General features: G+C 63.3%; 21 protein-coding genes. 12 read left to right on the forward strand and 9 right to left on the reverse strand.

The genetic code is table 11. The features are described from left to right. The first annotated feature begins 83 nt into the window (after positions 1 to 83). A complete protein-coding gene (locus tag NKI39_RS29435) occupies positions 84 to 473 on the forward strand; it encodes an RcnB family protein (protein WP_352473947.1) in 390 nt (129 codons plus the stop codon). 87 nt (positions 474 to 560) lie between these two features. Here NKI39_RS29435 and NKI39_RS29440 read toward each other — a convergent pair whose 3' ends face one another. Continuing rightward, positions 561 to 3761: a putative Ig domain-containing protein gene (locus NKI39_RS29440; RefSeq protein ID WP_352836209.1), complete on the reverse strand. Its 3201-nt coding sequence runs from the start codon at positions 3759 to 3761 to the stop codon at positions 561 to 563. A 282-nt stretch (positions 3762 to 4043) separates the two neighbouring features. Between NKI39_RS29440 and dnaG the strand changes: the two genes are divergently transcribed. From dnaG to NKI39_RS29460, 4 genes are all read left to right on the forward strand, one after another. Next, positions 4044 to 6005, forward strand: a complete 1962-nt coding sequence (dnaG, locus tag NKI39_RS29445) for a DNA primase (RefSeq protein WP_352836212.1) — start codon at positions 4044 to 4046, stop codon at positions 6003 to 6005. Between the two features lie 374 nt (positions 6006 to 6379). Beyond that, positions 6380 to 8401, forward strand: coding sequence for an RNA polymerase sigma factor RpoD (rpoD, locus tag NKI39_RS29450; protein ID WP_023678297.1), 2022 nt, complete (start codon positions 6380 to 6382; stop codon positions 8399 to 8401). Between the two features lie 207 nt (positions 8402 to 8608). Next, entirely contained in the window at positions 8609 to 8902 is a 294-nt protein-coding gene (locus NKI39_RS29455) for a GYD domain-containing protein (protein WP_352450720.1), read from the forward strand. Positions 8903 to 9112: 210 nt separating this feature from the next. Next, the gene (locus NKI39_RS29460; protein ID WP_352836214.1) at positions 9113 to 9493 is read left to right on the forward strand and encodes a thiol-disulfide oxidoreductase DCC family protein; all 381 of its coding nucleotides are present in this window, start codon (positions 9113 to 9115) and stop codon (positions 9491 to 9493) included. Between the two features lie 159 nt (positions 9494 to 9652). Here the strand turns inward: NKI39_RS29460 and NKI39_RS29465 are convergent, their stop codons facing one another. After that, positions 9653 to 9805 carry a DUF2798 domain-containing protein gene (locus NKI39_RS29465; RefSeq protein ID WP_352772044.1) on the reverse strand — a complete coding sequence of 51 codons (153 nt, stop codon included), beginning with the start codon at positions 9803 to 9805 and terminating at the stop codon, positions 9653 to 9655. Between the two features lie 270 nt (positions 9806 to 10075). On the opposite strand from NKI39_RS29465, the gene NKI39_RS29470 reads away from it, so the two are divergent. Next, positions 10076 to 10759 carry a PadR family transcriptional regulator gene (locus tag NKI39_RS29470; RefSeq protein ID WP_352491496.1) on the forward strand — a complete coding sequence of 228 codons (684 nt, stop codon included), beginning with the start codon at positions 10076 to 10078 and terminating at the stop codon, positions 10757 to 10759. A gap of 112 nt (positions 10760 to 10871) precedes the next feature. Next, complete coding sequence (locus NKI39_RS29475) at positions 10872 to 11162, forward strand: HlyU family transcriptional regulator (protein WP_023719334.1); 291 nt, start codon at positions 10872 to 10874, stop codon at positions 11160 to 11162. 8 nt (positions 11163 to 11170) lie between these two features. Here NKI39_RS29475 and NKI39_RS29480 read toward each other — a convergent pair whose 3' ends face one another. The 3 genes from NKI39_RS29480 to NKI39_RS29490 all read right to left on the reverse strand — a co-directional run bounded on the left by NKI39_RS29480 (position 11171) and on the right by NKI39_RS29490 (position 15903). Next, complete coding sequence (locus NKI39_RS29480) at positions 11171 to 13747, reverse strand: polynucleotide kinase-phosphatase (RefSeq protein ID WP_352836217.1); 2577 nt, start codon at positions 13745 to 13747, stop codon at positions 11171 to 11173. After that, positions 13744 to 15126, reverse strand: coding sequence for a 3' terminal RNA ribose 2'-O-methyltransferase Hen1 (locus NKI39_RS29485; RefSeq protein WP_352836219.1), 1383 nt, complete (start codon positions 15124 to 15126; stop codon positions 13744 to 13746). The genes NKI39_RS29480 and NKI39_RS29485 overlap by 4 nt, the downstream gene beginning before the upstream one ends. Before the next feature lie 132 nt (positions 15127 to 15258). After that, a complete protein-coding gene (locus NKI39_RS29490) occupies positions 15259 to 15903 on the reverse strand; it encodes an FMN-dependent NADH-azoreductase (protein ID WP_352491493.1) in 645 nt (214 codons plus the stop codon). A 110-nt stretch (positions 15904 to 16013) separates the two neighbouring features. Between NKI39_RS29490 and NKI39_RS29495 the strand changes: the two genes are divergently transcribed. Then, the gene (locus tag NKI39_RS29495) at positions 16014 to 16970 is read left to right on the forward strand and encodes a LysR family transcriptional regulator (protein WP_352450726.1); all 957 of its coding nucleotides are present in this window, start codon (positions 16014 to 16016) and stop codon (positions 16968 to 16970) included. On the opposite strand, the gene NKI39_RS29500 is transcribed toward NKI39_RS29495, so the two are convergent. Further along, on the reverse strand, positions 16903 to 17529 hold the full coding sequence (locus NKI39_RS29500) for a TetR/AcrR family transcriptional regulator (protein ID WP_352683626.1): 627 nt from the start codon (positions 17527 to 17529) through the stop codon (positions 16903 to 16905). The two genes, NKI39_RS29495 and NKI39_RS29500, sit on opposite strands and share 68 nt — an antisense overlap. 66 nt (positions 17530 to 17595) lie before the next feature. Between NKI39_RS29500 and NKI39_RS29505 the strand changes: the two genes are divergently transcribed. Then, positions 17596 to 18021 carry a VOC family protein gene (locus NKI39_RS29505; RefSeq protein ID WP_352836222.1) on the forward strand — a complete coding sequence of 142 codons (426 nt, stop codon included), beginning with the start codon at positions 17596 to 17598 and terminating at the stop codon, positions 18019 to 18021. On the opposite strand, the gene NKI39_RS29510 is transcribed toward NKI39_RS29505, so the two are convergent. Next, entirely contained in the window at positions 18018 to 18968 is a 951-nt protein-coding gene (locus tag NKI39_RS29510) for a S1C family serine protease (protein WP_352491490.1), read from the reverse strand. The two genes, NKI39_RS29505 and NKI39_RS29510, sit on opposite strands and share 4 nt — an antisense overlap. Positions 18969 to 19137: 169 nt before the next feature. Here NKI39_RS29510 and NKI39_RS29515 point away from each other — a divergent pair, with 169 nt between their 5' ends. The 3 genes from NKI39_RS29515 (at position 19138) to NKI39_RS29525 (ending at position 21631) form a co-directional block, all read left to right on the forward strand. Next, entirely contained in the window at positions 19138 to 20007 is an 870-nt protein-coding gene (locus tag NKI39_RS29515; RefSeq protein ID WP_352491489.1) for a S1C family serine protease, read from the forward strand. Positions 20008 to 20014: 7 nt separating this feature from the next. Then, positions 20015 to 20650, forward strand: a complete 636-nt coding sequence (locus tag NKI39_RS29520) for a helix-turn-helix transcriptional regulator (RefSeq protein WP_352473965.1) — start codon at positions 20015 to 20017, stop codon at positions 20648 to 20650. A 114-nt stretch (positions 20651 to 20764) separates the two neighbouring features. Continuing rightward, the gene (locus NKI39_RS29525; protein WP_352473967.1) at positions 20765 to 21631 is read left to right on the forward strand and encodes an SDR family oxidoreductase; all 867 of its coding nucleotides are present in this window, start codon (positions 20765 to 20767) and stop codon (positions 21629 to 21631) included. Between the two features lie 54 nt (positions 21632 to 21685). On the opposite strand, the gene NKI39_RS29530 is transcribed toward NKI39_RS29525, so the two are convergent. Both NKI39_RS29530 and NKI39_RS29535 read right to left on the reverse strand, forming a co-directional pair. Beyond that, positions 21686 to 22201 (reverse strand): TIGR00645 family protein, encoded by a 516-nt coding sequence (locus tag NKI39_RS29530; protein ID WP_352450730.1) that lies wholly within the window; start codon positions 22199 to 22201, stop codon positions 21686 to 21688. 239 nt (positions 22202 to 22440) lie between these two features. Further along, the coding region (locus tag NKI39_RS29535) for an OmpA family protein (protein WP_352836225.1) at positions 22441 to 24144 on the reverse strand (1704 nt) is incomplete at its 5' end.

A 24144-nucleotide genomic window follows, 5' to 3' on the forward strand; every position in this document is an offset into this window, starting at 1 on the left:
ACGAAAACGTAATCTCGGTGTTCAGTTTCGGTTCATCCTTCCGGCTCTATTCCGTAGGCATCGACAACCAAGGAGTACCCGCCATGAAACGCATCGTTCTTTCCGCCATTGCCTTCTCGATGCTGGCTGCAACCACCTGGCAGGGCCAGGCCGCACCTCTGAACACACCAAACGCGCCGCAGTCGAACTACAGCCAGGTCGACTGGCAGAAGCCTGGCAGGCATGTCGACGTGAACAAGCATGTCGACGTGAACAAGCGCGTCCTAGTGAAGAAGAAGATCGTTGTGAAGCGCAGCCATTGGCGCAACGGCCAGAGATATTCCAGCTGGAAGCGTCACCAGCCGATCCGCGACTATCGCCACTATGGCCTGCGCCGTCCGGGTCCCGGGCAGGAATGGATCCGGGTTGGCAATGACTATCTGCTGGTCAGCGTTCTTTCCGGCTTGATCTTCGGCGCCATCGCCACGCAGTGACCGCGGAACGTCTGACCGGCACGGCGCTGGTCAATGAAAGAGAGGCGGCCCGCCAAGGCCGCCTTTTTTCATTGGTCCATCTTGATCCTAATTCAGCGCGGCCGAAAGTTTCACGGTTCCGCTGAAATACTTCGCCGAATCGGAGCCGATGCCGCCATAGCTGGTGGAGAGGCCGAGACGCATGCCGCCCGGCATGCGGGTATCGACGCCGGCTCCGACGCGGCCATGGAAATTGTCGGCGCCGCTTTCGGTCGCTGTGTCGCTTATGTCGAAGACGCCGTCGAGCCGCAGGTTAAAGTCGAAGGTAACGTCGTCATCCGTGACATGGCGATAGGAAACGCCGGGGCCGAAGGCGATCTGGCCGAGGCCGGCGGTGACGGAGGGAATGGGGACGTTCAGGCCGTCGACATAGGCTCCCGATTTTTCCTCGAAATAGGAGAAGCGCGCCCGCGGCGAGAAGGTCCAGGCGTCATATTGCCATTCCCCTTGCAGCGTGGCGCTGACCAGCCAACGGCTGGCGTCGAAGCCGTCGGTGTAGGTATCCATGGGGCTGACGCTGTTCGAGGATGTTCCAGCTCCGGCGAGCAAATCGAAATACAGATTGTCCGTCAGCCGAGCGGTCAAATAAGGCCCGGCGATCCAGCCGGTGCCCTCGGCGGTTCCGCCGCCGCTGCCGGTGAAGCCGTCGGTACGATCGATCTGGACGAAGGCGCCAACAAGCAGATTGCGGCTGACCAGATAGTCGGCGCCGAAGGTTGCGAGGGCGAATTTGCCGTCTTGGTCATTGATGTCGAAGCGGCTGTAAGTGCCTTCGAACCAGATGTCGAACAGGCTGTTGGCATCTTCCCCGCCAAGCCGCCGCATGGAGGCAAGGCTTGCGCTGACATTGACCGAGTTGGTGTCGGCCATGCCGGGCAGGTACGCGAGCAGGGTGGCCACTGGGCTGCCGCCGCCGGCGACGCCGTCGAGCCGGTCGATGCGGCGCTGGATGTCGGGCTGGTTCTCCAGGATGAGGCTGGCGCGTGTCTCCATGAATTCCTTGATGAGCGCCGTGGTATTTTCGCGTGAATTGGTGCTGGCGAACGTGCAGACGACGCTTTCGCCGGGCGCCATGTTGATCACAGCCGTGCGGTTCGCCACATTGCCGACGGAATCGCCATCGTTGCAACTGATCGAGGTCAAGGCGAAGCCGGCGGCGGTCATGTCGGCGGCGGTGATGCTGTAGGAGCCGGTCGGCAGCGAAACGGCCGGTCCGTCGCCGGAGCCGCTGCTGGTGGCGATGGTGAAGTTGAGGCCGGGCGCCGGCGAGGAGAAGCCGAAGGAGCCGTCGCCGCTGTCGGTGGTCTGGCGGATGGTGATGGAGCCCAGGGCGTGGACTTCCTGGGCGAGCGCGCTGGAGGTGCTTGTCGCGTTGTTCGCGTCGCCATTGTAGGTCGCGACGACCTGACGGGTGCCGACCGGGAGGGCGGACGTCGTCAGGGCGGCGGTACCGCCGGCGAGCGCGACCGTAGCGGCGGGCGAGCCGTCGACACTGAAGGTGACCGTTCCGGCCGGCGGCGGGTTGCCGGGAGCCGAAACCGTTGCCGTGAAAGTGACCTGATCGCCCTGATTGGAAGGATTGAGGCTGGAAACGACCAAGGTGGTGGTGCCAAGCTTGTCGATGGTCACCGAATAGGCCTTGGAACCGGATTTCCCATTCTGATCGGTTGCAACTGCGGTGAAGTCGAATGTGCCGGTATTGGTCGGGGTACCGGAGAGCAGACCGGTCGCGTCGAAGCTGATGCCCGACGGGAGGGTTCCGGACGTCAGCGCGAAAGTATAAGGCACCGCGCCGCCGCTGGCCGCAAGCTGTTGCGAATAGGCCCGGTTGTATACGGGGTTTGGCAAGGATGCCGGCGTCAGCTCGACGGTCGGCTCGGCAATGATCAGCGTGTAGGATTTCGAACCGATGAAACCGTTTGCGTCGGTTGCCGCCACGACCAGGTTGAACGTGCCGGTATTAGTCGGGATTCCGGAGAGCAGACCGGCCGCGTCGAAGCTGATGCCCGACGGGAGGGTTCCGGACGTCAGCGCGAAAGTGTAGGGCGTCATACCGCCGCTGGCCGTCAGCTGCTGCGAATAGGCCTGGTTGTAGACCGGACTGGGCAATGACGGCGGCGAGACCGTGATCACGGGCGGTGTAAAGGTGACCGTGTTGTCGGTGCTGGTCGAGGCTTCGTTCGCATCGACGGCGGCATTGGTTGCCACGCCGGCCGGTATTGTGGCCACGACGGACCCTGAACCCGTCATGCTGCTGACCGCGACGCTGAAAGTGCTGCCGGAGCCGGTGACGACAGCGATGGTGGCGCCGGCGGTGCCGGAAAGCACAACGTCGCTGCCGCTGAAGCCGGTCACCGGCTCGCTGAAGACCACGTCGAAGAGGATTGGCGACGAACCGGTCGGATCGCTCTGGCCGGCAGCCTGGTTGATGGTCACTGTCAGCGGCGGTGGCGGCAGATTGTAGGTGACGGTATTGTCGGTGCTGGTCGAGGGCTCGTTCGGATCGACGGCGGCGTTGGTCGCCACGCCGGCCGGTATTGTGGCCACGACGGACCCCGAACCCGTCATGCCGCTGACCACAACGCTGTAGGAGCTGCCGGAGCCGGTAACGGACGCGGTGGTGGCGCCGGCGGTGCCGGAAAGATCGACGTCGCTGCCATTGAAGCCGGTCACCGGCTCGCTGAAGACCACGTCGAACCGAATTGGTGAGGAACCGGTCGGATCGCTCTGGCCGGCAGCCTGGTTGATGGTCACTGTCAGCGGCGGTGGCGGCGGCAGATTGTAGGTGACGGTATTGTCGGTGCTGGTCGAGGGCTCGTTCGGATCAACGCTGGCGTTGGTTGCCACGCCGGCCGGTATTGTGGCCACGACGGAACCTGAACCCGTCATGCCGCTGACCAAAACGCTGTAGGAGCTGCCGGAGCCGGTAACGGACGCGGTGGTGGCGCCGGCGGTGCCGGAAAGATCGACGTCGCTGCCATTGAAGCCGGTCACCGGCTCGCTGAAGACCACGTCGAACCGAATTGGTGACGAACCCGCCGGATCGCTCTGGCCCGCTGCCTGGTTGATGGTCACCGTCGGCAGCGCGAACGCCGCGGTCGGCACGAGCACGAGCACGAGAATGGCGGCGAGGGCGCGCCTCAGCGTTGCGAACAAAAGCAGAAAAATCGACGACAACAGAAAGGAAAGTGCGGACAACGGCAAACGCCGCAGCCGCATGGTGACATGCGCATCCAGAGCTACGGTCACCCCGTCCCCCAAAATCCCCCGACCGGCGGGCCTGCTCTCTACGGGCGCTGAATTCCGGACGAGTCGCCTTTGCTTATGATCATCTAGATTGGCGAGTTCATGCAAAGTCAATCTTGAAGCCACGGGTCAGGTAAGCTTGAGACTATTCCCGCCGCGGTGTGGCAGCCACGCAACGTCAGGCGCCTGGACCCCTTGGCCCTGTGAAAACCGGGTATGGTTCCGCATTAGGAGTCGTCGGGCTTCGCCGGCGTGATTATATGGAGGCCAAACGAGCTGTCCCCCATGCGCTTTCCGCCTGCTTTCCTCGACGAGATCCGCGACCGCGTGCCGATTTCTTCGGTGATCGGCCAGCGCGTCGCGTGGGACAGGAAGAAGACTAACGCGCCGCGCGGCGACTATTGGGCGTGCTGTCCCTTCCATGGCGAGAAGAGCCCGTCCTTCCACTGCGAGGACAAGAAGGGCCGCTACCATTGCTTCGGCTGCTCGGTTTCGGGCGACCATTTCAAGTTCCTGACCGAACTTGACGGGATGAACTTTCCTGAAGCGGTCGAGAAGATCGCCGACATGGCCGGCGTGCCGATGCCGGTTCGCGATGCCCAGGAGGAGCGGCGCGAAAAGGAACGCGCCAGCCTGACTGACGTCATGGAGATGGCGACGGCGTTCTTCCAGGAACGGCTGCAGGGACCGGAAGGGGCAAAGGCCCGCGCCTATCTGCGCGACCGGGGGCTGACACCGGCGACGCAGCAGTCTTTCCGCCTCGGCTATGCCCCCGACAGCCGCAATGCGCTGAAGGAGCATCTTGCCGCCAAGGGTGTCCCCAAGGCCGACATCGAGGCGTGCGGGCTGGTGCGCCATGGCGACGACGTCCCGGTTTCCTACGATTGGTTCCGCGACCGCATCATGTTCCCGATCCCGGATTCCAGGGGCAAGATCATCGCCTTCGGCGGGCGGGCACTGGCGCCGGATGCGCCGGCCAAATACATGAACTCGCCCGATACGGAGCTCTTCCACAAAGGCAACGTGCTCTACAATTTCGCCCGTGCGCGCCAAGCGCTCGGAAAGGGGGCGCTGGCCAAGGGCGGCACGGTCATTGCCGTAGAGGGCTACATGGATGTGATCGCGCTGGCGCAGGCCGGCTTCGAAAACGTGGTGGCGCCGCTCGGCACCGCGTTGACTGAAAACCAGCTCGAACTTCTATGGCGCATGGCTGGCGAGCCGGTGCTGTGCTTCGACGGCGACCAGGCCGGGTTGAAGGCAGCGTGGCGCGCCGCCGACATGGCGCTGCCGGCGGTCCAGGCAGGCCGCTCCGTGCGATTCGCCCTGCTGCCGGAGGGCAAGGATCCCGACGATCTGGTCAAGGGTGACGGGCCGGATGCGTTCCGCGCCGTGCTTTCCGAGGCACGGCCGCTGGCCGACCTCTTGTGGATGCGCGAGACCGCCGGCGGCATCTTCGACACGCCGGAACGGCGGGCGGAGCTCGAAAAGACGCTACGCGAACTGACCAGCCGCATCCGCGACGAGAGCCTTCGTTATCACTACCAACAGGAAATGCGCGAGCGCGTGCAGAGCTTCTTCGGTGCCCAGCGCGGACGCCAGGGACGTCAGGACGGACGGCCCGGTGAGCGCTTCCCGGGCAGGGTCTCAGCACCCGGCGGACAGTTTGCACGTGGCGGCAATGCCGGTGGGCGCACCGCGATCACCGAAAGCCTCGGCCGCTCGGCGCTGGTCAAACGCGGCGGCGAGGGCATGTCGGTGCGCGAGGCGACGATCATTGCGGCCCTCGTCAACCATCCCGTGCTGATCGACGAGAATTTCGCCCATGTCGAGTTCCTCGATCTCGCCAATTCCGATCTGAAGCGGCTGCATGCGGCCATCCTCGACGCCATGGCGCACGATATGGCCAACAACCGCGAGGCTGTAATCGCGACGATCGAGCGGGCCGGCTGCGGTGAGATCTGGCAGCGCGCGGTGGCGCTGATCAAGCGTGCGCGGCAATGGCCGGCGCTGGAAACGGCAGCGCTCGACGATGCTCGCGATGCGTTCAGCCAAGCTCTCCACTTGCAGCGCAGCGCGCGCACCTTACATAAGGAGCTGAAGCAGGCGGAAGCAGCGCTCGCCAGCGATCCCACGGACGAAAATTACCGGCACCTGGTCGAAATCCAGGCGCAATTTCGTGATGTGCAGGCAACGGAAGCGCTGATCGAAGGGTTTGGCGTATCGTCGGGCAGAGCTGGGCGCGTTTAGATTGAAGCCTCCAGAAGACTGAAATGTAAGGACGTGCTTGCGCGTTGAATCAAGCGTGCGGTGCTCTAAGTCGGGTAATTGATTCGCTTTTTTCATGCGAATCATGCGAGAGGCGCTTGACCTTCCGGCAGAATGGCGGAATCAGGTCGATTCGAAACGTTAACCCGCCCCGGCATCGACGGGAATGCAGCGATGTAAGGTACTGATCACTGGACAGGCAGTCAGCTTGCCACAGATATCAGGGTTAATCTGGACTTAACGAGAGATGCAGTTACTGGCCCGGTAAAGCGCGTTCTGGAAAGAGCGCATCCAATTTGACCGGACCGGCAGCTTACGCGGCTTTGATACTCAGCCGCTTGGAGAAAATAAAGACTATGGCGACAAAAGAAAAGGAAGAAGTCGAGACCGAACGCGAGGCCGCGACCGATGGCCCTCTGCTCGACCTTTCCGACGATGCTGTCAAGAAGATGATCAAGGCCGCCAAGAAGCGCGGTTATGTCACCATGGACGAGCTGAATTCGGTGCTGCCCTCGGAGGAAGTGACCTCCGAGCAGATCGAGGACACGATGGCCATGCTTTCCGACATGGGCATCAACGTGGTCGAGGACGACGAGCAGGGCGAGGAGCCCGAAGCCGCCGACACCGCCGCTGACGCCGAGGAAGACGCCAACGAGCTGGCCGAGCAGACCGGCACCGCCGTCGCCGCCACCACGACCAAGAAAGAGCCGACCGACCGCACCGACGATCCGGTCCGCATGTATCTGCGCGAGATGGGCTCAGTCGAGCTTCTGTCGCGCGAGGGCGAAATCGCGATCGCCAAGCGCATCGAGGCCGGCCGCGAGACGATGATCGCGGGCCTGTGCGAAAGCCCGCTGACTTTCCAGGCCATCATCATCTGGCGTGACGAGCTCAACGAATCGAAGATCCTGCTGCGCGAGATCATCGACCTTGAAGCGACCTATGCCGGGCCGGAGGCCAAGCAGGCGCCGGTTGTCGAGCGTATCGAGGAAGCCAAGACCGAGGAAAAGTCGCGCCGTTCGCGCGAGGACGAGGACGACATCACCAATGTCGGCGGCGACACGCGTGGCCTGGTGGACGACGACGAGGAAGACGATGACGAGGCGAGCCTGTCGCTGGCGGCCATGGAAGCGGAACTGCGCCCGCAGGTGATGGAGACGCTCGACGTCATTGCCGACACCTACAAGAAACTGCGCAAGCTGCAGGACCAGCAGGTCGAGAACCGGCTGGCTGCCGCGGGCACGCTGTCGCCCAGCCAGGACCGCCGGCTGAAGGAATTGAAGGACCAGCTGATCAAGGCGGTGAAGTCGCTGTCCTTGAACACGGCGCGCATCGAGGCACTGGTCGAGCAGCTCTACGACATCAACAAGCGCCTGGTGCAGAACGAAGGCAAGCTGCTCAGGCTGGCCGAAAGCTATGGCGTGCGCCGCGAGGAATTCCTCAAGGAATATCAGGGCTCGGAGCTCGATCCCAACTGGACGCGCTCGATCGGCAATCTAACCTCGCGCGGCTGGAAGGAATTCACCAAGAACGAGAAGGACGCCATCCGCGACCTGCGCGCCGAGATCCAGAACCTCGCCACCGAGACGGCGATTTCGATCCAGGAATTTCGCAAGATCGTCAACCAGGTGCAGAAGGGCGAGCGCGAAGCCGCGATCGCCAAGAAGGAAATGGTCGAGGCCAATCTGCGCCTCGTCATCTCCATCGCCAAGAAATATACCAATCGCGGCCTGCAGTTCCTCGACCTGATCCAGGAAGGCAATATCGGCCTGATGAAGGCGGTCGACAAATTCGAATACCGCCGCGGCTACAAGTTCTCGACCTACGCGACGTGGTGGATCCGGCAGGCGATCACCCGTTCGATCGCCGACCAGGCGCGCACCATCCGCATTCCGGTGCACATGATCGAAACGATCAACAAGATCGTGCGCACCTCGCGCCAGATGCTGCATGAGATCGGCCGTGAGCCGACGCCGGAAGAACTGGCGGAAAAGCTCGCCATGCCGCTGGAAAAAGTGCGCAAGGTGCTGAAGATCGCCAAGGAGCCGATCTCGCTCGAAACGCCGGTCGGCGACGAGGAGGATTCGCATCTGGGCGACTTCATCGAGGACAAGATGGCGATTCTGCCGATCGACGCGGCGATCCAGGCCAATTTGCGCGAGACGACGACGCGCGTGCTGGCCTCGCTGACGCCGCGCGAAGAGCGCGTGCTCAGAATGCGCTTCGGCATCGGCATGAACACCGACCACACGCTTGAAGAGGTCGGCCAGCAGTTCTCGGTCACCCGCGAGCGCATCCGCCAGATCGAAGCCAAGGCGCTGCGCAAGCTCAAGCACCCGAGCCGGTCGCGCAAGCTCAGAAGCTTCCTCGACAGCTGAGGCCGGGTGACGGATAAGCAGTTTAAAGGGCGCCGGTGGCGCCCTTTTCCGTTTGGACACAGGCGATCACGATTGGACGCGCCGCTCTTGCGGGTCGCGCCCTACGAGAGGATAATTCCGCGACGGACGCATTCTCTGGGCGACAAACCCGGATGCCCGCCCCGGCAGTTGGACGCCGTGCTCCGTGGCACCGGAGGGAGGTGTGCCATGACAACTTACATCGTGCTGATCAACTGGACGGAGCAAGGCGCCAAAAACGTGCGCGAATCGCCGAAGCGGCTCGATGCCGCCAAGAAGCTGCTGGGAGACATGGGCGGGTCCTTTAAGGCATTTTATCTCACCATGGGGGATTGCGACATGGTGGCCGTGCTCGAAGCGCCCGATGATGCCGTCCTGGCTCGTTTCTCGTTAATGCTGGCGACGGCTGGCAACGTCAGGACTCGGACGCTCAAGGCTTTCCCGGAGGATGCCTATCGCGAGATCATCACCTCGCTCGGCTGAGCCGCGGCGCCTGAAGCGCGTCGCGCTGAACGGCCTTTGCGACGCGCTTTAGGCTCTTCTTTTTATGCATGTCGTTATCGTAAAACCGCTGCATACCCTTTGGGCGACCTGGATCAGCGAAGCCGGCCATTCCGCCGGTATCGTGTCACGTTGCGGCGCAACGGCATTTCTCGGATAATCCGTGCGTGTCCTCTGGTGCCGTTTCGAAACATGAGCAAGCCTCTGCTGACTGTCTGGTACAATACGCGCTGTCCGGTCTGCGATACCGGCATCCGCCGGCAGAAGCGGCGGCTGATCGGGGCGGTCAAGGCCGGGCGGATCGAATTTCGCGACATCAATGCCGAACCGGCGGCGCTGGCCGGGTACGGCATCGGCCTGGAGGACATCCGGCGCCGGCTGCATGCGATCGACGCCGACGGCAAATTGCTGGTCGGCGCCGATGTTGCCATTGCTGTATGGCGCACGACGCCCGGCGAAGCCTGGCTCGCAACGCTGTTCGGCAATCCCGGCGCACTGCCGTTGACGCGCTATGGCTATGATCGCTTTGCCGATCTGCTCTATGCCTGGAACCGGCGCAAAGGCCGCTGGTAACGGGTATTATTCGCTCCGCACCGAAACGTCCGGAGATTGTTTCCGGGCCTTTCGCGTGCCCTGCTATCGAGCCACGGGCTCGCAAAGCCAGCCAACGATGCGGCGCACCGCCGGCAGCACCAGCAGCAGCGTCGGCCAGCCAGGACAGGCCTCAAGCCGTCAGCCAAGTGGCCACATGTCGGGCTGGAAGCCAAGGCTTTTCAGTGTCGAGATGAACGACACGATGAACGTCGTCAGCAACGACAGCACCAGCGGGCCGAGCACGGCGGCATAGCGCACAGGCAGCCTGCTGCGCGGGGTTTTCATGGTCATTTGGATTTCCCTGAAGCATCCGGTTCGTCGCCTTGCACCCATTCGCCGGTATTGTCGGCGTAACTGCTCGGAACGACCGGGGTGGATGCGTTGCTTCACGTCAGACGCTTACGGAGCGGCCTTCGGCCCTCATGCACCATCTAGCTGCCCTCGCTGGCGAGATCAATCCTGCTGGTGCCATTTTCAGATACATCGTAAGATATATCTTGACTCGGCCGTGGCGGGCACTTAGTTGAGATATATCGTAAGACATAACTCAAGGAGCAGACAATGCACAAAGACAATCATTTCAGCCATCATCGTTTCGGCGAACGCGCCGAGCGCGTCTTCATGCATATGGCCGGCAAGTTCGGCGGACGTGGCGGCGGCTTTGGCCCGTTCGGGCATGGCATGAGAGGCGGCGGACGCGGCGGGCCGGGCGACATGTTCCGCGCCGGCCGCATGCTGGCCGACGGCGATCTCAAGCTGATCACGCTGTCACTGCTGGCCGAGGCGCCGCGGCACGGCTACGACATCATCAAGGCGCTGGAGGAGCGCACCAGCGGCGTCTACAGCCCGAGCCCCGGCGTGGTCTATCCGACGCTGACCTTCCTGGAGGAGGCCGGCTACGCCGTTTCTGCGGCGGAAGGCAACAAGAAGGTGTTTTCAATCACCGAGGCTGGGCAGGCGCACCTCAACGAAAATCGCGAGATGATCGACCACGTGCTCGAACATCTCGAGCGCTTCGGCCGCAAGATGGCCAAGGCGCGCGACTGGTTCGGCTGGAACGATGACGGCGACGGTGGCCGGCGCGGCCGCGGCCGCTCGGAAAAGCGCGACGAGTTTCGCGCCGTGCGCCACCGGCTACGCGCCGCGCTCGGCGAGATCGTCGATGCGCCTGAAGCAAAGCAGGCCGAGGCAATCAGCATATTGGAAGCTGCCGCGGAAGCCCTGGAAGCGCTGACGCGCGACTGACCTCTAACGGCAGGCCGCAGGCGGCCCTTGCCGGTCCAGCCAAGGACCGGTACTGAAAATCATCCTGCGTCGCGCTATGTGGTGCAGGATGATTGCCGTTGGAGGATACCCCATGTCTTTTCTGAAGCGTCTTTTCGGCGGAGGCAACGAAGCCGCCGAGCCAAAGACAGCGGCGCCTGTAAAGCAGATCGAGCACAAGGGATTTTTGATCAGCGCCACGCCCTACAAGGCGGAGGGCCAGTACCAGACCTGCGGCGTGGTTTCGAAGGAGATCGACGGCGTGATGAAAGAGCACAAATTCATCCGCGCCGACCGCTTTGCCGGGCTTGATGACGCTGTCGACATCTCGATCAAAAAGGGCATCCAGCTGGTCGACGAGCAAGGCGAAAAGATCTTCGGATAGATCGGCTACTACAGCCTTGGGTCGATTGGCTCGCTTTCCAACGCCAGCACGGCGAAGACACACTCGTGAACCCGGCGTAGCGGCTGCTTGGCGACAAATCGCGTTAGCGCTTCGTGGCCAAGCGCGAACTCCCGGAACGCCAGGCTGCGCTTGCCGGCCAGGCCGCGTTCTCGGAGGCGGATGAGATTGTCGGGTGCATCATATTCGGGACCATAGATGATGCGCAAATATTCCGGGCCGCGGACCTTCAGCGCCGGCTGGATGAGCCCCTTCTCGCCACGGCTGACGAAGTCGCGTGGTTTGACCACCATGCCTTCGCCGCCTGAGCCGGTCAGTGCTTCCCACCAGGCGACGGCCTCGGCACACGCGCTGCCGTCGGCGAGGTCAACCATACGCCATCGAGTCGGCGTGACCACGCCGCCACGGGCAGCCAGACGGTCCGCGAGCGACATGTGCCAGACATGGTCCTGGTCAAACCAAACACGTCCCTCGCTGGCCAGCAGGTGGAAAGGCGCGGCCTTAAGGTCCTCGACGCCCGAAACTGGCCATACGTAGGGCGCCCAGGCGGTGGCGTATTTGGCTGCGCGGACGGCCCGGTCTTCAAGGCGTGCGTTCAGGCCGGCTGCATCGACGCCGCGCGCCATCGCACGGGCCAGCGCCTCGCTGCTGGCCTTGAGACCGGCGGCAGAGGATGTGGCCACAGGCGCATACTGGCTTTCGATCAGACTGCCGGCCTTGGCCGACCAAGGCATTATCTCGGCGTCCAGCAGCAGCCAGTCGCTGTTCAATTCCTTCCACAGATCCGCCGTGTCGACCTCGGCGCGGAGACGGGCGAGCAGGCCCTCCGTCATGGCACTGTCGTTGAAAAAGGAGCGTCCGGTGCGGGTCCAGATTGCGCCGGTTTCGTCGCCAGGGACCCCGAAGCGGCTGCGTGCCGCCTGCGCGTTCCGGCAGAGCGCGATCACTGCCCGCGAACCCATGTGCTTCTCCTCGCACACGATCTGCGCAACGCCGCGCTCGCGGAAGTAAGCGAAGGCATCCTCCGGACGTTCCAGCCAGCCGTCCTGGCTGCTGGTCTCGGACGGCGACATGGTCGGCGGCAGATAGATCAGCCATTGCGGCGAGAGCGCGAAGCGGCTCATCACCTCCAGTGCTGCCGACGCGTTCTCCTCGGCCACGACAATCCGGCCCCTCAGTCCGGTCTCGATCCAACGGCGACCGGAGACATCCTGATAATCGAGCACGCCGTCGGCGTCGGCCTGTGCCGATTTACCGGGACCGGACCCGCCCAGCGGACGTATCGGCTCCGACCAGGTCTCGATTGCCGGCACCTCGACCAGTTCGCGTTCCGGCCAGCGCAAGGCCGTCAGCTTGCCGCCGAATACGCATCCGGTGTCGATGCACAGGGTGTTGTTGACCCATTCGGCCGATAGCGTGGGCGTATGTCCATAGATAATGGCCGTCTTGCCACGATAGGCCGCAGCCCAGTCGGCACGGACGGGCAGCCCGAATTCGTCGGTCTCGCCTGTGGTCTCGCCGTACAGAGCGAACTCGCGCACAGCGCCGGAACCGCGTCCGATCATCCCTTCCTTGAGGCCGGCATGGGCGACGGCGAGGCCTCCGCGATCGAGCCAGACATGGCTGCGCAGGCCGTCGAGAAAGGCCGGCAGCGCCTCGCGCAGGCCTCGGTCCTGTGCATTTAGCTGATCAAGAGTCTGCTGGAGGCCGTGAGCGACAGTGACCTTGCGGCCTTCTAGCCAGCGGCTGAGTTTGCGTTCATGGTTGCCCTGGACACAGTAAGCCGTTCCAGCCGCGACCATGCTCATGGCAATGCGCAGCACGTCGGGCGAGTTGGGGCCGCGATCGACGAGGTCGCCGACAAAGACGATCTTGCGGCCCTCTGGTGGAACCACGGTGACCATTCGGTCGCCCTGATGCTCAGACCAGGCGACGCTGTAGCCCAGTCGAGCGAGCAGGATATGAAGCTCATCCGAACAGCCGTGGATGTCGCCAATGATATCGAACGGGCCATGGTCGTCGCGCTTATCGGTCCACAGCGGCTGTCGCGACACCTCGGCCGCGTCGATGCTGGCCTCGCTGGTAAGCTTCCAGACTTGGCGGAAGCCCTCGCGTTGGAGGCCCCCAAGACCCTTGCGGACCTCGGTTGTCATGCGCTGGGCGACCCCGGCGCCGAACTGCCGGTCGGCTCGCACCGCATTGCGTGCGACGCACACCTCGACGCCTGGATCGAGGACCACGGCGACGGGCAAAGCGTGCCACTTGCGCGCCAGCTCAATCCAGGGCTTGCGGTCGGCGGCTCGCACATTGGTGGCATCGATGACGGCCAGCCTGCGGTGTTTGAGCCGCTTGCCGGCTATTTCGCGAACCAGATCGAAGGCATCCGCAGAGACGTCCTGGTCGGTTTCGTCGTCGGAGATCAGCGCCCGGCACTGGTCCGAGGAGATAATCTCGGTCGTCAGGAAATGCTTGGTGGCGAAAGTCGACTTGCCCGATCCGGTCGAGCCGATCAGCACGACGAGGGCGAAGTCAGGAATGGTGAGGTTGGTCTTATCAGGTTCTCTCATCGGGTGAACACCGCCATCTGTGTGGGGGCGCCGAGGGTCGGGTCCTCGGCTCCGATACCGCTGAAGGTGGCTGCATAGCCATAGATCTCGCCGATTTTGGCCGCCCAGGCTTGGAACTGAGCCCGGCTCCATTCGAAACGGTGATCGGGATGGCGAAATGCGCCAGGGACCAGTCTTGGAAACAGAGCGTTGTAGTCCGCATTCGGAGTGGTCACGATGACGGATTTGGGCGCCGTCTCACCGAAAACGATGCGTTCGACCAGGGGCAGCCTGTCCTCGTCGAGATGCTCGATGACCTCGACCAGAACGGCGACGTCGGCTGCGGCCCAACGGCTGTCGCGGTAGGTCAGCGATCCATGCAGCAGCGTGACCCGGCCCTCGGGCGGCCCGCCTAATTCGTTCAGCTTGAGACGCTTTGCGGCCCATTCCAGTTCGCGCGCCGCCGGATCCAGACCGAACAGCTTGTGAATCCATCGCTCGCGCACCAGCCTGTCGAGCAGCTTGCCTTCACCGCATCCCAGGTCCGCAACCGTGGTTCCTCGCGTCGCCCGAATGGCGTGGACAACTGCGTCCATGCGCAGATCGTTGAGCCGGATAGGCGTCTCCAGCGCTTCCTCGGGCGTAACGCGCGGCTCGGCAGGTTGTGCCTCGCCAGCCGTCTCGGGAGCCAGCCGCTCCAGGGCGATGCGGGCCAAAGCCCGGCGATTGCCCAGATAGCGGCGCACGATCAGGTCTTTGGCCGGATGGTTTTCCAGCCAGCCTTCGCCTTTGGACAGCAGCTTGTCGATCTCTGCTTCGCCGACCCAGTAATGCTTGGCATCGTCCATCACCGGGATCAGCACATAGAGGTGGTTCAACAAGGCGCTGAGCCAGCCCGTGCCGGTCAGCTTCAGATGGCCGTATCGGGGCTCGCCCGCAGCACCCCCGATTCCTTCGATTGGCGTCAGATCGACTGTCCAGCCCAAGGGTTCGAACAAACTTCGAACCAGAACCTCACCGCCGCGCGTTGGCAGTGGCGTGACCACGGCTTCCAGCGGCAGTTCGCTGTCGGCTAGTTCCTGGCGCTCCTTCGATATACCGGTCATCGCCGTCCGCAGCATTTTGTTCAGCGCCACCGACAGGAAGGATGATGCAGCGTAAGGCCGGTCGTTCACAAATTGGTCTAGCAAGCCTTCTGACTGGCCCTTGCCTCGCACCAGTCCCACCGGGTCGACGTCGAGCAGGAGTGCAGCCTCGCAACGCTCTTCGGTTGCCTCGGGATAGAACAGCCACGCCTTGCCGAAAGACAGGTCGGTCTCGTGCAGGCGATCCGGATGCTTGTGCAGCAAGAAGCCGAGATCGGTGGCCGGACGGTGCGTTGTGGCAACGGAAAGGAACATCCGCGACCGATAGCGCAGACAAGCGGAATAACCAATGGCGGTTGTGTGGCCCACCACAATAGGTTGTCGCCAACGACAACAAGGGCAGGCGCCGGGCGCCTGCCCTTGTACAATTCAGACGATCCTGACGCTTTACGCCGCGGTGGCGACGCGCTCGGCATTACCGGTCGCGGCCACAATGGCGTCGACCTTGGTCGAGGCCTTGGCCAGCGCTGCTGCCACCGCATCGGCGCCCATACCGACTCCTTCGATGCGGATGACCTCGAGATCGGTCATGCCGAGGAAGCCAAGCACGCTGCGCAGGTAGGGAATGGCGTGATCGAACTGCACGGCCGCACCTTCGGAATAGATGCCGCCCGAAGCCAGCACGATGTAGACCTTCTTGCCGGTGACGAGGCCCTTGGGGCCGTTCTCGCCATAGGCAAAGCTCTTGCCGGAACGGGCAATGTGATCGACCCAGGACTTCAGCGTCGAGGAGATGTTGAAGTTGATGAAGCCGGTGGCGAGAATCACCGAATCGGCGGCGAACAGTTCATCCAGCACGACATCGGAGACGCCAACGACTTCGGCCTGGCGCGAGGTGCGCGCTTCGGCCGGCGTGTAGATGCCGGTCGCATAATCGGCATCGATGTGCGGCAACGGATTGGCGACGAGGTCGCGCACGACAAGCGTGTTCGACGGATCGGCGGCAACAAGCTTTTCGGCGAATTCAGTAGCAATACGGGTCGAGTGTGAGGCAGCGCCGCGCGGGCTCGATGTGACAAGAAGGATGGACATAATGGGGTCTCCAGGGTTGGATCAAAATCTCCCGGCAGATATGTGTGCGCAGACCCATTTGAAAAACTGGTATATTTTGTATATTATCCATCTAAAATGTGGATTGAACGATGCAACCGAACCCGACGCTTGACCAACTGCAGATCCTGGTTGCGGTGGCCGAGACCGGCAGCTTCTCGGCCGCCGGGCGCAAATTGAATCGCGCGCAATCGGTGATCAGCTACGCCATCGCCAACCTCGAAGCGCAGCTCGGGCTGAAGCTGTTCGAGCGCGAGGGCACGCGTGAACCGCAACTGACCGATGTCGGCAAGGCGACGCTGGAAGATGCGCGGCGCATGGTCGGCGTGCTGCAACGCATCCGCTCGCGTGTCGACGGATACCGGCAGGGATTGGAGGCGGAAGTGACGCTGTCGGTCGACGTGACGCTACCGTCGCCGGTGCTGGTTCGGGTGCTAAAGGCATTCGAGGCGCAGTTCCCGGCCGTGACGCTGCGTCTGCATATCGGCTCGCTTGGCCTTATCCTCGATCATGTTGTCGGCGGACAGGCCGATCTCGGCATCGGGGGGCTTCTGGGTGAGACGGACGTGAATCTGCTTCGCATCGGCTTCTTCTCCCTGGTGCCAGCCGCAGCGCCTGATCACCCTCTGGCGCTGCTGCCGAGACCAGTGGCGCTAGAGGATGTCCGCGAACACATCCAACTGGTCGTCTCGGACCAGTCCGAGCGTACGCGCGGGCGTGACTATGGCGTCTTCGCCTACCGCACCTGGCGGCTGACGGATGTGCGCACCAAGCACGTGCTGATGCGCGAGGGGCTGGGCTGGGGCGGGCTGCCGCGATGGCTCATCGCCGATGATCTGGCGACCGGGCGGCTCGTCGAACTCGATCTCGAGCCTTACAGCGAAGTCCGCTCGCCGCTCTATGCCATGCACCGCGCCGATCGCAGCCCGAAACCGGCGGCCGCCTGGCTGATCGACCAGTTCAAGCGCCAGCTAGGCTGTTTCAACGAGTTCGAACCGGGTGAGATACCTGAGGAGGAGCCGGAGACAGGCCGTCGATCAGCGCCATGAGAACGGCGCGATAGTCCTCGATCGATGCTCCAGTTTCGATTGCGAGCGCTGCGCGGTCGAAGGCGGCTGCGAGCAAAGCGGTCAGTGCTTCCACAGGCAGTCTCGTCATGGAGTGCGAGCGCATCGCGGCAACAAGGCCGTCGCGCAGCGAACGGTTGCCATGGCGATTGTCGATCGCATCCATGGCGGCGCGGCCGAGCACGGCCGGGCCGTCAAGCAGCAAGAGCCGCGTACGGCCGGGCGCACGCATGGCAGCCAGATAGGCATCCGAGCCGGCAATCAGCGCATCGCGGGCAAATAGCGAAGGCGGCGACGCGCGTTCGATCTCTTCCGAGACGGCTTGCGCCTCCTGTTCGACCACAGCGGCAAACAACGCCTGCTTGTCGGCAAAGTGATGATAGAGCGCGCCGCGCGTGACGCCGGCAGCGGCGACGATCTCGGGTGTGCCGGTCTCGGCATAGGACTTTTCGGTGAACAGTTTGCGAGCCGCGGCGATGAGCTCAGCGCGTGTCGCCTCGGTGCGATCACGGTTGGAGCGACGAGCGGATCCTTGTTGCATACATGCAGCCTGTATGTTATTGCCATTTACATGCAGACTGTATGTTATTTGCCGGGAGAAGGAAAGATGAGGACGACGAGCTATTATCCGGTGCTGATGACGAGCGACGTTGCCGGCACGGCAGCCTTTTATGTTGCGCATTTCGGCTTCAAGCCGCTGTTTGAGGCCTACTGGTACGTGCATCTGCGCTCAGCCGAAGATCGCCGCGTCAACCTCGGCATCGTCCAGGGCGATCATGAGACGATCCCGGAGGAAGGGCGGGGCCGCACATCTGGCCTGCTGATCAATTTCGAGGTCAGGGATCCGGATGCCATCTGTGAGCGGATCACCGCCGCTGGCCTGCCGATCCTGCGAACGCTGCGCGACGAACCCTTCGGCCAGCGTCATTTCATCACCAGGGATCCCAACGGCGTGCTGATCGACGTGATCAGGCCGATCCCGCCGAGCCCAGAATTTATGGCGCAATATGCGCAGGGTGCTGCGGCGCGCTAACTCGCCCGCGCCAACGGCATCACGGTGACCTGAGTAATGCCGGAGCGGCGCACCACCGTGCACAGTGTCTCGCGGCCGATGCGCTCGGCGTCGAGCATGCGCACCAGATCGTCGACGCCGGTGACCGGGCGGCCGTCGATGGCGGCAATAATGTCGCCTTCCCTGAGGCCGGCTTTGGCCGCCGGGCTGTTCTTTTCGACGGTGCGCAGGCGCACCGCCGTGCTGCTCGATACTTGCGACAAAAGGGCTGCGCGGCGCGGCAGGTTGGTGGTGTCGGCGGAAACGCCGATGAAGGCACGGCGCACACGGCCGAAGCGGATGATTTCCGAGATGACGAAATTGGCGGTGTTGGAGGCAACCGCGAAGGCGATGCCTTGCGCACCGTGGATCATCGCGGTGTTAACGCCGATCACCTCGCCAGCCGAGGACACCAGCGGTCCGCCAGAATTGCCGGGGTTGAGCGCGGCGTCGGTCTGGATGACGTCGTCGATCAGCCGGCCGGTGGAGGCACGCATCGAGCGGCCGAGTGCCGAGACGACGCCAGCGGTGACGGTCCATTCGAAGCCGAGCGGATTGCCGATAGCAATAGCAATCTGGCCGCGCCTCAATCGCTTGGAATCGCCAAGCGGCGCGACGTCCGCAAAGTTGCCGTCGGCGCGCACCAGCGCAATGTCGGTGTCGGGATCGCGGCCGAGCACGCGGCCTTCCCTGGAGGCGCCGTCCGGCATTGACACGCGTACGCTGCGCGCATCGCCGACGACGTGGAAGTTGGTGACGACCAGCCCGTCCTGCGCGATGACGAAGCCGGAGCCATGGCCGCCGGGGCCACCGATGCGCTCGATGCGGCAGACAGCGGGCCCGATGCGGTCGACGGCATCGGCGACCGTCGCCGAATAGGCATCGAGAAGGGCATCGTCATATTGCAATTGCTGGGCGGGCAGGGCCATCCGAAGGCTCCGTTTGGAACAAGATGAACAATGCCTATATGTGCGGAGCGGCCGGACCGGCCGCGACCTGACCAGATGGCCAGTCAAATGCCCAACTAGCCGTCAGGCGAGTATCCGCCAACGCCCTGCCGGGCGATATCTGGGTCACGAAGAACCCAGGAGACAAATCATGAGCGATTTCAATCTGAGCACGTTTTCCGACGCCATTGCCGACATCGCGGCAGCCGCGGCACCAGCGACGGCCAGCTTCGCGACGCACCACCGGACGTCAACTGCTTTCCACTGGCGGGACGGCTATTTCGTCACTGCCGAGGAGGCGGTCGAGGCCGGCGAGGAGATCGAGCTGACGTTTTCTTCGGGCGAAGCCGTCAAGGCGGAACTGGTCGGCCGCGACCCGTCCACCGGCACGGCCGTTTTGAAACCGGCCGGCGCGCCGGCCGCCCCGTCACTGGTAAAGGCGGATGCGGTGCGGCCGGGCAACCTGGTGGTCGTGGCGGGCAATAGCGACGGCACCTCGCTCGCTACCTTCGGCACGGTCGGCGAGGTCGGCCCGGCCTGGCGTTCAATGCGCGGTGGCACGATCGACCGGCGCATCAACCTTGCCGTCAATGCCGGCGGCCGTTTCGAGGGTGGCCCTGTGCTCGACGCCAAGGGCGGACTGATCGGCATGCTGCTGTTCGGGCCACGCCGGCGGGCGCTGGTCATGCCTTACGAAACGATCGAGCGGGCAGTCACGACGCTGCGCGAGAAGGGTCATGTGGCGCGCGGCTATCTTGGCGCCGGCCTGCATCCGGTCCGCAATGGTGATACACAGGGCGCCATGGTGATGAGTCTCGACGATAACGGGCCGGCGAAATCAGCCGGTCTCAGTCTCGGCGACATCATCGTGTCGTGGAACGCAGAGACGGTGCATGGCCCGCGCGAGCTGATCCGCAAGCTCGGGCCGGACAGCGCCGGTGCCTTGGTGACACTCGGCGTGGTGCGCGGCGGCGAGAATCGTGAGGTTTCCCTGACCATCGGTGAAAAGCCACTGAGCTGAGGGATAGATGGTAAGCGGTGAGGTCGCTGGCAGACGGCTGACGGTGCTGATCGCGCTCGGTGACGCCGAGCGCACGCGAAGTCTGTCCGCCATTCTCGCCGCGACCGATGATCTGCGGCCGGTTCTGGCCGGCGAAGTCGACGGGCGTGAGGCGGCGGATGTCGCCATCGTCGATGATCATGGGCTACAAGGCGGGCTCGTCGACGCGGCTATGCCTCGCGTGCTGCTATCGTCGCGAGCGGCCCGTGAACGGCCGGCCGATACAGTATTTGCCGTGCTGCCGGTGCAAGCGGACGAGTTGCTGATCGCCGCCGCCGCGCGGCTCGCGGCTGCGGGCTACCGGATTTCGCGTGACAGTCATGCTCTATCCGATCTGCATCACGATTTGACCTTCCATGGCAGCGACCGGTTCGAAGAGGAACCGACTGACGAGCATATCGTCCGGCCGACGCTTTCGCCGCGGGAAGGCGAGGTGCTGGCGCTGCTGGCCGAGGGCGCCCCCAACAAGGTCATCGCGCGGCGGCTGAACATCTCCGTGCATACGGCGAAGTTCCATGTCGCAGCGATCCTGACGAAGCTCGGTGCCGCCAACCGCACCGATGCGATTGCCATCGCCATGCGGCAGGGCCTGGTGCTGGTCTAGTTCAGATTGTCTCAAGGCCGACGCAGCGTAACCCGCATGCGGTGTGTTGGGCCTTGCGCGGCGGTTCTCAGCCGCGCAAGGATCGTGTCTTTCATGTTGCAGGAAGGCGCAAGGATGTCGCTCAAGGGAAAGACGCTTTTCATCTCCGGCGGGTCGCGCGGCATCGGGCTGGCGATTGCGCTGCGCGCCGCGCGCGATGGCGCCAATGTGACGATCGCGGCCAAGACCGCCGAGCCGCATCCGAAGCTGCCCGGGACGATCTACACGGCGGCGCACGAGATCGAGCAGGCCGGCGGCAAGGCGCTGCCGGCGCTGTGCGACATTCGGGATGAAGAACAGGTCGCCGAGGCGGTCGCCAAGACCGTGGAGCGGTTCGGCGGCGTCGATATCTGCGTCAACAACGCCAGTGCCATCCAGCTCACCGGCACGTTGGAGACCGATATGAAGCGCTACGATCTGATGCACCAGATCAACACGCGCGGCACTTTTCTCGTCTCCAAAATGTGCATTCCGCACTTGAGGTTGGCGGAAAATCCTCACATCTTGAATCTGGCGCCGCCGCTCGACATGAAGGCCAAGTGGTTCAAGAACCATGTCGCCTACACGATGGCAAAGTTCGGCATGTCGATGTGCACGCTGGGCATGAGCGCCGAGTTCGCCAGGGACGGCATTGCGGTCAATTCGCTATGGCCGATCTCGACCATCGACACGGCGGCGGTGCGTAACCTCCTGGGCGGGGCGACGGTGGCGGCGATGAGCCGTTCGCCCGACATCATGGCCGATGCGGCATACGCCATCCTGGTCAGGCCGTCGCGTGAGGCGACCGGCAATTTCTACATTGACGAAGAAGTGCTGCGCGCTGAGGGCGTCAGCGATTTCTCGGCCTATGCGCCGGGTGCGACAGGCCCGCTCGCCGGCGACTTTTTTGTGCCGGACGAGGTGTTCGGCCGGACGGATACCAAAATCAAAGGTATCTACTGACGGAAAGTATCTAGCTGACAGGCATATCTCTTAAAGACCGGCACAGACGTGTGCTCAGTCTTCGGCTTTCTTGGCTTTGCCAAGACCCATCAGCCGGTCGATATAGGCAAGCATCAGTGCCGACAGAACGAAGGCCAGATGAATGATGGTCAGCCACATCAGCTGGTCGGTCGTGTAGGAGACCGAGTTCAGGAACACCTGCAAGAGGTGGATCGAGGAGATCGCTACGATTGTCGAGGCGACCTTGACCTTCAGCGAGCCGACATCGATCGTGCCCAGCCAATGCACCTTGCCGTCATTTTCATCGAAGCGGCTGACGAAGTTTTCGTAACCCGAGATGATCACCATCACCACCAGTGAGGCGACCAGCGCGGCATCGATGAGGCCGAGTATTTTCAGGATGGTGTCGGTGTCATCGAGCGTGAAGGCAACGGAGACGAACTCGAACAGCTTGTTGCCGAAGGACACGGCATAGATGGCAAGTGCCGCACCCAGTCCGAGATAGAAGGCGACCAGCAGCCAGCGCGAGGCGAGAATGATCGATTCGATGGCGAGTTCGAGGCGCTTCATGCGGCGATTCGGGCTCCGTTATCGGAGTGCCGTATTTCGGGCAGGCTGCGGCGGTTTGCAAGGTTTCAAAAAAACGAAACCCCGCCGGGGAGGGGAACCGGCGGGGCTCGGGTGTCCCGCTGGAGTCGGGACAGGGCAGGGAACGCCCTTTCCAGAATCTGGGATGGGTAACCGCGCGTTTCAAGATTGATGACCGCGCGATTCAATGGTTGATCAAATCGCGCGGTTCACATTGCGGTTTATTGGGCGCTGGCCACAGGCGCTACCAGGGGTGTAATCCGGCGGATGGCGACGCGGCGGTTCTCGCGGTTGGGTCCCGACGTGTTAACCTTGAGATACTCCTCGCCATAGCCCTGCGTCGTCAGGTTCTCCGGCGGGATGCCAAAGGCGTTGGTCAAGGCTTCGGCGACCGCCTCGGCGCGGCGGTCGGACAGAGCAAGGTTCGCTTCCGGTGTGCCGACAGCGTCGGTATGGCCCTCGATCAGGAAGCTCTCGGCCGGGTTTTTCTTCAGCAGCTTGTCCATGGCGTTGGCAACACCCTCCAGCTTCTGGACCTCGGTGTCGGAAATCGAGGCCGAACCGAATTCGAAGTTGAGCGTGTCGAGGTCGATGCGGCGGGCGATGTCGCGCACGCGGGCCGAGCGCTTGACCTCGTCGATCGAATAGAGGCGCTGGACCCTCTCGACCGGCGGCCGTTCGAGGAAGGTGTAGTAGTCGTCCGGATCCTCGACCTCTTCGGAATCCAGAATGTATTCCTCTTGCGGGATGGTAAGGCGCATCGGCGGCAGGTCGTCGCCCGGGTCGCGCCAGTCTGCATCGTCGTCATAGTTCCGCTCGTCGACATAGCTCAGCACATATTCGCGGCCGTCGGGCGCGATGCGTGAACGCTGGATGACGTCGCCGTAGCGGTTGCGGATGGTGACGATCCGGACACCATTGTCACGCTCGACTATTTCCCGGGTGCGATCGCCCGACAGGTCCTCATAATAGACATTCCTGGCGCCGCGGTGCATGCGCGGTGCATCGCTGCTTTCGACGAACGTCTGGTTGTTGAACTGGAGGATAACGCGGTCGCCGAATTCCCTGACGACGTTGGCGCCCTGGGGGCGCGGACGACGACGAACATCCTCGACGTCCGGCGCACGCTCGACGCGCTTGCCTTTTTCCTCGGTCACCGGAACGATCTTTTCAGGCTTGATCTCCCGCTGGGCTGCCCGGTCGTCGGTGGGTGGCGGCCCCTGATCGACCGGAGCCGGCTTCGGGGCTTCCACCTGGTTCTCGCCCTGCTGGGCGGGCTGGTTGCCCTGCTGCTTACCGGCATTTTGGCCGCGCTCCTTGCCACCCTTGCGCTTGCGCAAGACATCCTTCTGGCTGTCCAGAACAGGTGCCTCGTTCGGATTGGCCTGGGCTTCACCCTGGACCGGATTTTCACCCTGGACCGGCGCGGCCTGGCCAGTCGAAGGCTGTTCGCCGGTCGAGGGCTGTTGCTCTCCTGTCACCGGCTGTTCGCCGACAGGCCTCTTGCCACGTTTCTTGATCTTGTCCTGGGGCTGTTCGCCCTGGACGGGAGCGGCCTGCTGCTCGATCGGAGCCGGTTGGGCCTGTGGGGTCGCTTCCTTATTGGTCGGCGCCGGCTGGCCTTCCGCCTCCGTGGCGGGTCCGGTCAATTCAGCAGGCTTCTTGCGCTTGCCCGGCTTTTGTCCGGGCTCGACAGTCGGAGCCTGTTCTGCCGGGGCAGCCTCGATCTGCTGGTTCTGTTTTTGCTTCTTCTTGCGCGGGTTGACGTTGGGCTGGTTGTCGTTTGCCGGCGCTGCCTGCTCGGCCGGTTGTTCCGATGGGGCCGCTTCGATCTGCTGCCGATTGCGCCGCTTCTTGCGGGGTTGCTCGGACTCGGCTGGAGCGATCTGCTCGGCCGGAGCGGATTCTGTTTGCTGCTGCTGATT

Origin of the sequence: Mesorhizobium sp. M0664, assembly GCF_040320565.1 — a bacterium.
Classification (GTDB): Bacteria; Pseudomonadota; Alphaproteobacteria; order Rhizobiales; family Rhizobiaceae; genus Mesorhizobium.

Bases quoted from the DNA above. Each gene is read 5' to 3' on its own strand.
- NKI39_RS29505 (WP_352836222.1), top strand. From the start codon at position 17,596: ATGAGGACGACGAGCTATTATCCGGTGCTGATGACGAGCGACGTTGCC.
- NKI39_RS29500 (WP_352683626.1), bottom strand. From the start codon at position 17,529: ATGCAACAAGGATCCGCTCGTCGCTCCAACCGTGATCGCACCGAGGCG.
- NKI39_RS29515 (WP_352491489.1), top strand. From the start codon at position 19,138: ATGAGCGATTTCAATCTGAGCACGTTTTCCGACGCCATTGCCGACATC.
- NKI39_RS29510 (WP_352491490.1), bottom strand. From the start codon at position 18,968: ATGGCCCTGCCCGCCCAGCAATTGCAATATGACGATGCCCTTCTCGAT.
- NKI39_RS29525 (WP_352473967.1), top strand. From the start codon at position 20,765: ATGTCGCTCAAGGGAAAGACGCTTTTCATCTCCGGCGGGTCGCGCGGC.
- NKI39_RS29460 (WP_352836214.1), top strand. From the start codon at position 9,113: ATGAGCAAGCCTCTGCTGACTGTCTGGTACAATACGCGCTGTCCGGTC.
- dnaG (WP_352836212.1), top strand. From the start codon at position 4,044: ATGCGCTTTCCGCCTGCTTTCCTCGACGAGATCCGCGACCGCGTGCCG.
- NKI39_RS29480 (WP_352836217.1), bottom strand. From the start codon at position 13,747: ATGAGAGAACCTGATAAGACCAACCTCACCATTCCTGACTTCGCCCTC.
- NKI39_RS29465 (WP_352772044.1), bottom strand. From the start codon at position 9,805: ATGACCATGAAAACCCCGCGCAGCAGGCTGCCTGTGCGCTATGCCGCC.
- NKI39_RS29495 (WP_352450726.1), top strand. From the start codon at position 16,014: ATGCAACCGAACCCGACGCTTGACCAACTGCAGATCCTGGTTGCGGTG.
- NKI39_RS29435 (WP_352473947.1), top strand. From the start codon at position 84: ATGAAACGCATCGTTCTTTCCGCCATTGCCTTCTCGATGCTGGCTGCA.
- NKI39_RS29455 (WP_352450720.1), top strand. From the start codon at position 8,609: ATGACAACTTACATCGTGCTGATCAACTGGACGGAGCAAGGCGCCAAA.
- NKI39_RS29470 (WP_352491496.1), top strand. From the start codon at position 10,076: ATGCACAAAGACAATCATTTCAGCCATCATCGTTTCGGCGAACGCGCC.
- NKI39_RS29490 (WP_352491493.1), bottom strand. From the start codon at position 15,903: ATGTCCATCCTTCTTGTCACATCGAGCCCGCGCGGCGCTGCCTCACAC.
- NKI39_RS29475 (WP_023719334.1), top strand. From the start codon at position 10,872: ATGTCTTTTCTGAAGCGTCTTTTCGGCGGAGGCAACGAAGCCGCCGAG.
- NKI39_RS29530 (WP_352450730.1), bottom strand. From the start codon at position 22,201: ATGAAGCGCCTCGAACTCGCCATCGAATCGATCATTCTCGCCTCGCGC.
- NKI39_RS29520 (WP_352473965.1), top strand. From the start codon at position 20,015: ATGGTAAGCGGTGAGGTCGCTGGCAGACGGCTGACGGTGCTGATCGCG.
- rpoD (WP_023678297.1), top strand. From the start codon at position 6,380: ATGGCGACAAAAGAAAAGGAAGAAGTCGAGACCGAACGCGAGGCCGCG.
- NKI39_RS29485 (WP_352836219.1), bottom strand. From the start codon at position 15,126: ATGTTCCTTTCCGTTGCCACAACGCACCGTCCGGCCACCGATCTCGGC.